This is a genomic window from Campylobacter lari (assembly GCF_900638335.1).
GTDB lineage: Bacteria > Campylobacterota > Campylobacteria > Campylobacterales > Campylobacteraceae > Campylobacter_D > Campylobacter_D lari_E.
The window spans coordinates 1,047,950-1,059,682 of record NZ_LR134508.1 but is presented as its reverse complement, the minus strand read 5'-3'; the positions used below and the strand labels follow the sequence as shown (position 1 = coordinate 1,059,682).

11 protein-coding genes are annotated in these 11,733 nt (G+C 30.3%); all 11 read left to right on the top strand.

Features of this window, described 5'->3' with window-relative positions; genetic code table 11:
* The first annotated feature begins 66 nt into the window (after window positions 1–66).
* The 11 genes from mnmG to EL235_RS05415 all read left to right on the top strand — a co-directional run bounded on the left by mnmG (window position 67) and on the right by EL235_RS05415 (window position 11,732).
* Window positions 67–1,917, top strand: a complete 1,851-nt coding sequence (gene mnmG / locus EL235_RS05465) for a tRNA uridine-5-carboxymethylaminomethyl(34) synthesis enzyme MnmG (RefSeq protein WP_126340970.1) — start codon at window positions 67–69, stop codon at window positions 1,915–1,917.
* The gene (locus tag EL235_RS05460) at window positions 1,914–3,200 is read left to right on the top strand and encodes an ArsB/NhaD family transporter (RefSeq protein ID WP_126340969.1); all 1,287 of its coding nucleotides are present in this window, start codon (window positions 1,914–1,916) and stop codon (window positions 3,198–3,200) included. Before mnmG ends, EL235_RS05460 begins: the two co-directional genes overlap by 4 nt.
* A 98-nt stretch (window positions 3,201–3,298) precedes the next feature.
* Window positions 3,299–3,802, top strand: a complete 504-nt coding sequence (locus EL235_RS05455) for a ubiquinol cytochrome c oxidoreductase, 2Fe-2S subunit (protein ID WP_039618773.1) — start codon at window positions 3,299–3,301, stop codon at window positions 3,800–3,802.
* A gap of 1 nt (window position 3,803) precedes the next feature.
* Window positions 3,804–5,048: a ubiquinol cytochrome c oxidoreductase, cytochrome b subunit gene (locus EL235_RS05450; RefSeq protein WP_039618771.1), complete on the top strand. Its 1,245-nt coding sequence runs from the start codon at window positions 3,804–3,806 to the stop codon at window positions 5,046–5,048.
* A gap of 2 nt (window positions 5,049–5,050) precedes the next feature.
* A complete protein-coding gene (locus tag EL235_RS05445) occupies window positions 5,051–6,178 on the top strand; it encodes a ubiquinol cytochrome c oxidoreductase, cytochrome c subunit (protein ID WP_039626642.1) in 1,128 nt (375 codons plus the stop codon).
* A 174-nt stretch (window positions 6,179–6,352) separates the two neighbouring features.
* Window positions 6,353–7,138, top strand: coding sequence for a 30S ribosomal protein S2 (gene rpsB / locus EL235_RS05440; protein WP_039626640.1), 786 nt, complete (start codon window positions 6,353–6,355; stop codon window positions 7,136–7,138).
* A complete protein-coding gene (tsf, locus tag EL235_RS05435) occupies window positions 7,138–8,214 on the top strand; it encodes a translation elongation factor Ts (protein ID WP_126340968.1) in 1,077 nt (358 codons plus the stop codon). The genes rpsB and tsf overlap by 1 nt, the downstream gene beginning before the upstream one ends.
* 2 nt (window positions 8,215–8,216) lie before the next feature.
* Entirely contained in the window at window positions 8,217–8,852 is a 636-nt protein-coding gene (locus EL235_RS05430; protein ID WP_126340967.1) for an ABC transporter ATP-binding protein, read from the top strand.
* The gene (gene fliR / locus EL235_RS05425; RefSeq protein ID WP_039618763.1) at window positions 8,839–9,609 is read left to right on the top strand and encodes a flagellar biosynthetic protein FliR; all 771 of its coding nucleotides are present in this window, start codon (window positions 8,839–8,841) and stop codon (window positions 9,607–9,609) included. The genes EL235_RS05430 and fliR overlap by 14 nt, the downstream gene beginning before the upstream one ends.
* 69 nt (window positions 9,610–9,678) lie before the next feature.
* Window positions 9,679–11,121, top strand: a complete 1,443-nt coding sequence (locus EL235_RS07885) for a hypothetical protein (RefSeq protein ID WP_164717496.1) — start codon at window positions 9,679–9,681, stop codon at window positions 11,119–11,121.
* Window positions 11,118–11,732, top strand: a complete 615-nt coding sequence (locus tag EL235_RS05415) for a deoxyguanylate kinase / guanylate kinase (RefSeq protein ID WP_039626632.1) — start codon at window positions 11,118–11,120, stop codon at window positions 11,730–11,732. The genes EL235_RS07885 and EL235_RS05415 overlap by 4 nt, the downstream gene beginning before the upstream one ends.
* The last annotated feature ends 1 nt before the right edge of the window (window position 11,733 follow it).

Here is an 11,733-nt window from a genome sequence, read left to right as displayed (position 1 = left end):
TTTTTAGTGTTTTATTTTAAAAAATATTATATAATTTTTGCCTTTTTATAAAAATGAGGTCAAAATATGTATGATATAATCGTAATTGGTGGCGGGCATGCTGGAGTTGAGGCTAGTGCTGCTGCTGCTAGAATGGGCAAAAAAACTTTACTTTTAACCACTTTAATCGAGCAAATTGGTGCTGCAAGTTGCAATCCTGCCATAGGTGGTTTAGCAAAAGGACATTTGGTAAAAGAGCTTGATGCTATGGGTGGACTTATGGGGCAAATTACCGATGAGGCTGGAATTCAATTTAGAATTTTAAATGAAAGCAAAGGTGTTGCAGTACGCGGAAGTAGAGCGCAAATTGACATGGATGCTTATAGAATTTGTGCTAGAAATAAGCTTTTAAAACTTGAAAATTTAGAAATTTCTCAAGAGCAAGCTTTGTCTTTACTTATAGAAAATGATGAAGTTAAGGGCGTTAAAACTAATTTAGAAAATACATATTTTGCCAAAAAAATCATACTTACAACAGGAACTTTTTTAAACGGACTTATCCATATAGGTGAAACCAAACTTCAAGCAGGTAGGGTAGGTGAGCTTGCATCTGTAAATTTGGGAGATTACTTAAAACAAAGTGGTTTAAAAGTAGGAAGATTAAAAACAGGAACTTGTCCAAGAGTGGATGCTAAAAGTATTGATTTTAGTGTTTTAGAAATTCAACCTGGAGATGAAAACCCTAAAGCTTTTAGTTTTAAAACGAAAAATTTCAAGCCTAATCAACTTCCATGTTATATAGCAAGAACAAATTTAAAAACACATGAGATTATAAAAAGCAATTTTTACCGTGCTCCGCTTTTTACAGGGCAAATTGAAGGTATAGGGCCAAGATATTGTCCTTCTATAGAAGATAAGATTAATCGTTTTGGCGATAAAGAAAGTCATCATTTATTTATAGAGCCACAAACTAAAGATGCGACCGAATATTATATCAATGGCTTTTCTACTTCGCTTCCTTATGAAGTACAAATTGCAATGTTAAGAAGTATAAAAGGTTTTGAAAATGCTAAAATCACGCGTTTTGGCTATGCTATAGAGTATGATTATATTGATCCGACTGAATTGAAACATACTTTAGAAACCAAAAAGATTAAAAATTTATATTGTGCTGGACAAATTAATGGAACTACTGGTTATGAGGAAGCCGCTGCGCAAGGTTTTATGGCAGGGGTGAATGCGGTTTTAGCAATTGATGAAAAAGATCCTTTTGTGTTAAGGCGTGATGAGGCTTATATAGGGGTGTTGATTGATGATTTGGTGATGAAAGGTACTAAAGAGCCTTATAGAATGTTTACTTCAAGAGCTGAGTATAGATTGCTTTTAAGAGAAGAAAATGCTATTTTAAGGCTTGGAGAATATGGATATAATTTTAAACTTTTAAGCCAAGAAGATTATACATATATTGATAATATAAAACAAAATGTTAGCAAAGGACTTGAGTTTTTACTTCAAACTACATGGACACCAAGTAATCAAAATAATGAATTTTTACAAAGTATTGAAGAGGAAAAAATCACTTCAATAGTGAGTTTGCAAAAAATTGTTGCAAGAGCTAGTTTTAATATAGAAAAATTAAAAGCTTTAGATGAAATGTTTAAAAATATGGATGAGTATTCTTTGAATGAAATTTTAAATGAAGCGAAGTATTATCATTATATTGCAATGCAAAAAGCACAAATTGAAAAAATGAAAAATTTAAATGATTTGAAAATCCCTGAAAATTTTGACTTTAAAAGTGTAAGTGGATTGAGTAATGAAGTAGTAGAAAAACTGCAAAAATTTAATCCACCAACTATTTTTGCTGCTTCGCAAATTAGTGGTATTACTCCTGCTGCTTTGGATATTTTGCATATTTATATCAAAATGAAAAAATGATTTTTTTGATCTTTTTATCGACGCTGATTTTGTTATTTTGGCGTCCTTTTTCCTTGCCAATATGGGTATATTCTATTTTGGGTGCGGTAATTTGTCTTGTAGTGAATAAAGTTAATACGCAAGATATGATTTTTGTTTTTAATATAATTTGGGATAGCTCTTTAACTCTTATAGGATTGATTTTAATTTCTTTGGTGCTTGAGAGAAATGGATTTTTTGATTTTGTATCTATAAAAATTCTACAATTTTCAAAAACAAAAAGAAACAATATAAGTTTAAAAAAACTTCTTTTTTATTTATTAACTTTCACTTCAATTGTAACAAGTTTTTTAGGTAATGATGGGGCTATTTTAGTTGTTACTCCTATAGTCGTAGCTATTATATCTAAATTTAAATTTGATAAAAAAAATGACAAGTATAAATGCATATACTTATTGCTTTTTATCGGTTTTTGTTGCGATTTTTTGTCTAATACTTTGATTGTTTCTAATCTAACTAATATTATTACAGCAGAATATTTTCATATAAATTTTTTTATTTTTTTAAAAAATATGTTAATACCTAGTATTTTAGTTTTTATTATATTTGCTTGGATATGTAATGTTTTAGCTAAAAGAATTTTACCTAAAAATGTATACTTTTTAACCATGAATAACCCTTGTTCTAAAAATATATTTATTCTTAATTTAATTTACTTATTTGTATTTGCTATTGGACTTTTATTTATAGATAAGGTAAATATATCTATGGGTGTTTTTACTTTATCTACTGCTTTTATTCTTATGATATTAAATTATAAGAAAAATATTGATATTAAAATTTTAAAAAAAGCTCCTTGGGGAATTTTGATTTTTAGTTTCGGATTATATGTTGTTGTATATGGCGTTTATAAAGAAATTGATAATGAGTTTGTTTTACAGTGGGTACAATTTTGGAGTAATTATGATTTTGCAGGATTGTTAGTTTTAGGTTTTACTTCGGCTATTTTTTCCTCCATTTTTAACAACTTACCAACTATTATGATTGGAAATTTGGTTTTAAATGATTATTTTAATAATTTTTTTTACTATAAAGAATTAATTTATATTCACATTTTAGGCTGTAATATAGGTTCCAAATTAACGCCAATAGGATCTTTATCTACTTTATTGTGGTTTGGAATATTGTTAAAATATAACATCAAAATCAAACTAAAAGATTATTTTTTATATGCTTTTATATTTAGTATTTTTGTATTGTTTTTTGCAATTTTAGGAATAAAAATTAATATGTATTTATTTTAAAAGTAAAACTTAAATAAAATGTTTTTCAAAAGAAAAAATTTATCATTTTTTAGATAAACTGCTGTGTTTTACATACAAATCAAAAAAAAGGAAGTAAAATGGCTACATCTGAAAGTAGACGAAGCTTTATGGGCTTTGCCTTTGGAACAGTAGCTGCTGTGGGTGGTGCTTTTTCATTAGTTGCAATGAAAAAAACATGGGATCCGCTCCCAAGTGTAAAAGCAGCAGGTATTACTACTGTAGATCTTTCCGGTATGAAAGAAGGCGAACTAAGAACGATTGAATGGCGTAAAAAGCCTATATTTATCTTAAAAAAAGATGCAGATATGGCAAAAGATAGCAATAGAGATGTTGTTGTAGGTGATGTTGCTTATACTGTAGTTATTGGTCTTTGTACGCATTTAGGCTGTATTCCAGCTTATGCTCCAAGCGAAAAATTATTTAAGTGTGCTTGCCATGGTGGTGAATTTGACACTAGTGGTAAAAATGTATTTGGTCCTCCTCCAAGACCTTTGGATATTCCTCCTTTTAGAATTGATGGAACAAAATTAGTATTAGGCGAAGAAGGTCCAGAATATAAAAAAATGATCGCGGAGGCTTAATATGGCACAGATAAAAAAAGCAAACGGTATTGTAGATTGGCTTGATCAAAGATTAGCTGTAAATAAGCTTTTTAATGTTTTAATGGCTCAATATTGGATACCAAAACAAATTAACTTCTTATGGGCGATGGGTGTTATTTTAACCACTCTTTTTGCTATTTTATTTATTTCGGGTTTATTTTTAGTAATGTATTACAAGCCAGATGTAGCTTTAGCTTTTGATAGCGTAAATAAAACTATCATGCAAGAAGTGGAGTATGGTTGGCTTTGGCGTCATATGCATGGTGTGGCTGCTTCAGTTGTGTTTTTAATTATATATATTCACATGTTAACAGGAATTTATTATGGCTCTTATAAAAAGGGTCGTGAGATGATTTGGATTAGCGGTATGCTTTTATTTGTTGTATTTTCAGCAGAAGCGTTTAGTGGATATATGTTACCTTGGGGACAAATGAGTTTTTGGGCTGCTCAAGTTATTACTCAGCTTTTTGGTGGGATTCCTTTTATAGGCGATGCATTAGTTATTTGGATAAGAGGGGATTTTGCGGTTTCAGATCCAACTTTAACTAGATTTTTTATGTTACATGTGTGTTTGTTGCCTATTGTAATTTTAGCAATTATTGCATTCCACTTTTATTCTTTAAGAATTCCTCATGTAAATAATGAGATTTCAGAAGAAATTGATTTTGATTTAGAAGCTGAAAAATATTTAGCAGGCGATACAAAAGGTTCTAAAGTTATTCCTTTTTGGCCAGGATTTTTAGCTAAAGATTTTATGTACATTGCTTTATTTATGATTTTCTTCTTTTATTTGGTATGTTTTAAATTTAATTTTGCAATGGACCCGATCAACTTTGACCCAGCAAATTCTTTAAAAACACCTCCTCATATTTATCCTGAGTGGTATTTCTTATGGAGTTATGAAGTTTTAAGAGGATTTTTCTTTGATGTTGGAAGCATTAAAGCTTTTGATATAGGTCTTGCAGCATTTGGTATAGCACAAATTATTTTCTTCTTATTGCCTTGGCTTGATAGAAGTGATGTTGTAAAACCAGCACACGAAAGACCAATGTTTTTTGTATGGTTTTGGGTATTATTGATAGATTTAATTGTACTAACAGTTTATGGAAAGCTTCCTCCAACAGGAATTAATGCTTGGATAGGATTTTATGCTTCTATGGTATTTTTACTATTATTGTTAGTAGTCTTACCAATTATTACTATCATGGAAAGAAAAAGGGGCTAATAATGAGAGAATTAAAAATATTTTTTGTAGTTGTCTTTTTCACAGGTTTAGTTTATTGGGGAGTTGAGCCTTATGCGCATTCAGTTATGAATCCTCCTTCAACTCCGGTTAATTTTGACTTTGCAAAAGCTGATGCAGAATTTACCAAAGGTGAAGTTGCTTTAAAAGAAAAAGCAGCAATGGATGCTAATGCTTCAGGAAGTGAAAAAGCTATAGCTAATGCTCAAAAAGCATTAGAGCTTGCTAAAAGCCAAGAAGAAGCTACTAAGCAATTATGGGAAAAAATCGCAAAAATCGATTTTACTAAAGGCAATGCTCAAAAAGGAAAAGAGCTTTTTGAAGGAAATTGTATTGCATGCCATGGTGTAAAAGCTGCTGGAATTCCTGCTACTATCACAGATTCTTCTTTAGGTGTAACACCTCCTGATTTAAGTGATGCAGGTGCTATTTATGATGAAAAATTTTTAACCGCACTTATCATTGATCCGGTTAAAGCTTTGCAAATTTCACATAAATTTAATGATGAAAATCCATTCTTAATGCCTGCTTATCCTTTAAGTGGCGATGAAGCACAAGATAGTCAAGATTTAGCAGACTTAATTGCATTCTTTAAAAATACAGCTAGTGAATATGAAAAAGAATTCGACACAAAATTAAAAGCTGATTTAGAAGAAAAATATGCTAAAAATCAAGAGCTTTCAGAGCAAGCAAAAACAGCTTTAATTGCAAAAGAATTTGATTTTGCTAAAAATAAACATACGTTTGAAAATGCTTGCGGAAGATGTCATGATGTAAAATACGATGGCTTTGTTTCAAGCTCAAATATGAGTGATTTAAAAAATTATCTTGGTATGACGCCTCCGGATTTATCTATGATGATTCGTTCTAAAGGCGCGCATTATCTTGAAATTTTCATTAACGAACCTCAAAAGAAAATTCACGGTACTGCTATGCCAAGAGTTGGTTTAAATGAAAAAGCACAAACTCAAGTTATTAATTATCTTGAAAAAGTTGGTGATAGTAAAAAAGAAGAAAGAGAGCAAACAGGAATTTATATTATGATATTCTTTGCTATCTTGAGTATTTTTGCTATAGGTTGGAAAAGATCAGTTTGGTCTAAACTGCACTAATTTACTCAAAGAACGCCTAGTGGCGTTCTTTTTCTTCAATAATAAGCTAAATATAAAATAAAATTTGATATAATATTCTTTCATTTCACACGCATTAATTTCCTTATTAGGTTGCTTATGGGTTAAAGAATGCGGAGGAATAAACCTAATTATTTTATTTATAAGGAGAATTTCATGGTAAGCATGAGAGATTTATTAGAGTGCGGTGTACACTTTGGGCACCAAACAAGAAGATGGAATCCAAAAATGAAAAAATTTATTTTTGGAGAAAGAAAAGGTATTTATGTAATTGATTTACAAAAAACACTTAGATACTTTAGATATACATATAATATCGTTCGTGATGCTGCAGCAGAAGGTAAGACAATTTTATTTGTTGGTACTAAAAAACAAGCTGGTGGTGCGATTAAAGAATATGCTGAAAAATGCGGTATGCCTTATGTAAATCACAGATGGCTTGGTGGTATGATGACTAACTTTGGAACTATCCGCCAATCTATTAGGAAATTAGAAGTTATAGAAAAAATGGAAGAAGATGGAAGTATTAAGCTTTTAACTAAAAAAGAAGCATTAATGCTTACTAGAAAAAAAGAAAAGTTGTTAGCATATCTTGGTGGTATTAGATACATGAAAACCCAACCTGATATGATTTTTGTTATTGATACTGTTAAAGAAAAAATTGCAGTACAAGAAGCTAATAGATTAAAAATCCCTGTAGTTGCTCCGCTAGATACAAACTGTGATCCTGACTTAGTTGATTTCCCAATTCCAGGAAATGATGATGCAATTCGCTCAGTTCAACTTTTCTGCCAAGAAATGGCTGAAGCAATCAATGAAGGTAAAGCATTAAGAGAGCAAGATGGTGAAGTAAATGAAGAACAACCAATCTCTGAAGAAGAAAAAAAAGAAGTTTTAGAGGAAGCTATGAGTGAAGAAGATTTTGAAGGAGATAAAGAATAATGGCTGAAATCACTGCACAAATGGTAAAAGAACTGCGCGAAAGTACTGGCGCAGGTATGATGGATTGTAAAAATGCTTTAAAAGATACAGATGGTGATTTTGAAAAAGCAGTGCAGCTTTTAAGAGAAAAAGGACTTGGAAAAGCTGATAAAAAAGCTGATCGTTTAGCTGCTGAAGGTTTAGTAAGTGTAAAAGTAAGTGATGATTTTAAATGTGCAACTGTAAGTGAAATTAACTCAGAAACTGATTTTGTTGCTAAAAATGAACAATTTATTGCTTTAACAAAAGATACAACAGCACATATTCAAGCTAAGAGTCTTCAAAATGTTGAAGAATTACATTCAAGTGAGATTAATGGTGTTAAATTTGAAGAGTATTTAAAAAGCCAAATTGCAACTATTGGTGAAAATTTAGTTGTTAGAAGATTTGCTACTTTAAAAGCAGGTGCTAATGGCATAGTAAATGGCTATATTCATACCAATGGTCGTGTTGGTGTGGTTATTGCTGCAGCTTGCGATAGCGAAGCTACAGCTAGCAAGTGTGGAGAATTTTTAAAGCATATTTGTATGCATATTGCTGCAATGAAGCCAAGTTATCTATCTTATGAAGAACTTGATATGGATTTTGTAGAAAATGAATACAAAGCTTTAGTTGCTGAGTTAGAAAAAGAGAACGAAGAAAGAAGAAGATTAAAAGATCCTAATAAACCAGAGCATAAAATTCCAAAATATGCAAGTAGAAAACAATTAACTCAAGAGGTAATTCAAGCAGCTGAAGAAGCTATTAAGGCCGAGCTTCAAGCACAAGGTAAGCCAGAAAAAATTTGGTCTAATATTATCCCAGGTAAGCTAAATAGCTTTATCGCGGATAATTCTCAACTTGACAGCAGACTTACTTTAATGGGTCAGTTTTATGTAATGGATGATAAAAAAACTATCGAACAAGTAATTGCTGATAAAGAAAAAGAGTTAGGTGGAACTATTAAAATAGTTGAGTTTATTCGCTTTGAAGTAGGTGAAGGCCTAGAAAAGAAAACCGAAGATTTTGCTGCTGAAGTTGCTGCGCAAATTGGTTAAAAATGGAACTTTTAAAAGCGGAAAATTTAAGCCATGGTTTTGATATTCCGCTTTTTGAAAATTTAAATTTTGCTGTAAATGCAAAAGATTGTATTGCAATATGTGGAAGTAGTGGATGTGGTAAATCCACTCTTTTGCATATTTTATCTACCTTATTAAAACCTCAATCAGGAAAAGTTTTTTATAATAATCAAGACTTATATAGCTTAAATGATGACGCTTTGCTAGAAATTCGTAGAAAACATTTTGGAATTATTTTTCAAATGCATTATTTGTTTAAAGGTTTTTTGGCTTTTGAGAATATAGAGCTTGCGAGTGTTTTAAGCGGACAGAATATTGATTATGAATTATTAAAAAAACTTGATATTGTAGATTTAATGAATCAAAAAATCACAAAGCTAAGCGGTGGACAGCAGCAAAGAGTAAGCATAGCTAGGGTTTTAAACAAAAGGCCAAAGATTATTTTTGCTGATGAAGCTACTGGAAATTTAGATTTTAAAAATGCTTTAAATGTAATGGATATTTTGATTGATTATATTAAAGAAAATAATGCAGCTTTAATTTTTGTTACGCATGATCAAGAGCTTGCTAAAAAATGCGACAAGATTTTTCACTTAAATAATCATGGAATTTGTTAAATATTTAGGCGATGAAAATGTAGTTATTTTCATGCTTTTGTTTGCTAGAATGAGCGGGTTAATAGTTTTCTTTCCTTTTTTTTCTCATAATAGTATACCTTTGGTGGTAAAAACAACCTTAGCTTTATTTTTAACAATGTTTTTATATCCTTTAGCAAAGCTTGAAGGTAATACACCTGATTCTTTCTTTATTTTATATCTTTTAAGTGAAGTGCTTTTTGGTATGATGGCAGGGTTGATTTTGCAAATGACTTTTGCTATTTTACAAATGGCAGGTGAGCAAGTTTCTTTTACCATGGGGTTTTCCATGGCTAGTGTTATGGATCCTACAACTGGCACAAATACACCTGTCATATCACAAGTTTTAAATTTATTAGCTTTACTTGTATTTTTGGCCTTTGATGGGCATCATTTAGTCTTACTTTTTATATCTAATTCGTTAGAATACATTAGTTTAGGTGGGTTTTATCCGCATGAAAATTTAATGCTTTATTTAAATAAAGCCATGGTAAATATTTTTGTACTTGGTTTTTCTATGGCTTTTCCGGTTTTGGCCATATCTTTATTGTCGGATGTGATTTTTGGTATGCTAATGAAAACTATGCCTCAGTTTAATCTTTTGGTAGTGGGGTACCCTATTAAGATATTCTTGTCTTTTGCTGTGCTTATTGCTATTTTGCTTATTATGATGCAGTATTTTAAAAATTTAACAATGAAAAGTTTTGAGCATATGGAATTATTATTTTTTAATATATAAGCAATAAATAATTAAAAATGTTTTAAAATAAGATATTTCTTTAATTTTGGGAGATGACAAATGAAGGTTATGCTGATAAATTCTAATACAGCTGTTTCAAAGCTAATCAGTTTAGGGGTTCAAAAATTAGGTTATGATTTTGAAGAAATTACAAATACTGAGGAGCTTGGAGAATTTTATGATGTTATTATCATAGATCATGATATTGAAGCTAATTTAGATGATTTAAAAAGCAAATGTAATAGATTGATTTGTTTATTACCTAGAAATCAAGAGCAAGTTGAAGGCGTAGAGTGTTTATATAAACCTTTTTTACCGACTGACTTTATAGAGCTTTTGGGTGGCGAAAAAACTTTAAATGAAGATAAAAATAATACTTTAGAAGAAGATGAGTTAAATTTTGACGATGATATTTTAATTGATAAAGATACACCTTTAGACGGAAATGAACTTTTAGCAGGTATTGATTTGTCTGAACATGAAGAGAGTTTAAGTGAAGATGATTTAAGTTTGCAAGAAGAATTTTTTGAAGAGACTTTGGATGATGAGTTAAAAGCTGACAATATACCTGAAACAACAGATGTATTAGTGGATGAAAAAAAAGATGAAGATGATTTGGCATTGCTAGATGATTTACATGAAGAAAATATAGAAGAAAATATAGAAGAAAATATAGAAGAAAATATAGAAGAAAATATAGAAGAAAATATAGAAGAAAATATAGAAGAAAATATAGAAGAAAATATAGAAGAAAATATAGAAGAAAATATAGAAGAAAATATAGAAGAAAATATAGAAGAAAATATAGAAGAAAATATAGAAGAAAATATAGAAGAAAATATAGAAGAAAATCCCGCTGAATTTGATTCTCTTGATGAGTTACCTATGGTCGAGGAAATGGGTGAAAAAGAGATGAGCTTTGATGATTTACCTGAGGATGCTCAATTTATTGGGGAAATAAAAGAAGATGATGGTGTTGTAGAAGAAAATGAACCTTTAGTAGAAGAACTTTTAGAGGATGAGGCTATGGATTTTGAGCCTGAAGAAGAATTAAGCACTCAAGATAAAATAAAAGAAGAATTAGCTGCTATTGATGAACTTGATGAGGAATTAAACGATCTTGATGAGGAAACGATGCAAGATTTTGATACCCAAGAAATAGGTAACGATGAAAATGCACAGGTTCTAGATTTAGAGGAAAATATAGAGGAAAATATGGGCGTAATTTTAGATGATACACAAGATGAGTTTGAAAATTTAAACGAAAATGATATTATGTTAGCTTTAGGAGAAGAACTTGCTCCAGTTATTGTAGAAAAGAAAGAAGAGGGCAAGGTAAATACAGAAGAAAAGGCAGAAAATTTACAAGAAGATGAAATGGTAAATGAACTTAGTAAAAGCATAGCTCAAACTATTACTTCAAGTATTACTGATGATACTTTAAAAGCAGCCTTAAAAGGCATGAAAATGAATATAAATATTAATATAAGCTTTGATGAGGATAAACGTTGAGCGGTCAAATTTTAATCATCTCAGGACCAAGTGGAGCAGGGAAGAGCACCTTGCTTCAAAGGCTTTTTAAAGAAAAAGATAATATTTATTTTTCTATTTCAAGTACAACAAGAACTCCTAGAGAAAATGAAAAAAATGGAGTAGATTATTTTTTTATCAGTGAAGAAGAATTTAAACAAGGTATAGAAAAAGGCGATTTTTTAGAATGGGCTTTAGTGCATAAAAATTATTATGGCACCTCATTAATCCCTGTAAAAAAAGCATTGCAAGAGGGTAAAAGTGTCGTTTTTGATATTGATGTGCAAGGTTTTTGTATAGCTAAAGAAAAAATGTCTGAATATATAACTTCTGTTTTTATTACAACCAAAAATAAAAAAGAACTTGAAAAAAGATTGCTTAAGCGAAATACTGATAAAATAGAAGATATTAGCAAAAGATTAGAAAATGCTAGTGATGAAATGGCTTATTTGGATCGATATGATTTTTTAATCATAAATGATGATCTTGAAAAAAGCTATAGGGAGTTAGAGGCAGTTTTTGAAGCTTCAAAATTAAAAAGTAAAAAACACGATTTAAAAAAAATTCAAAATCAATGGAATAAAGGAGAATAAA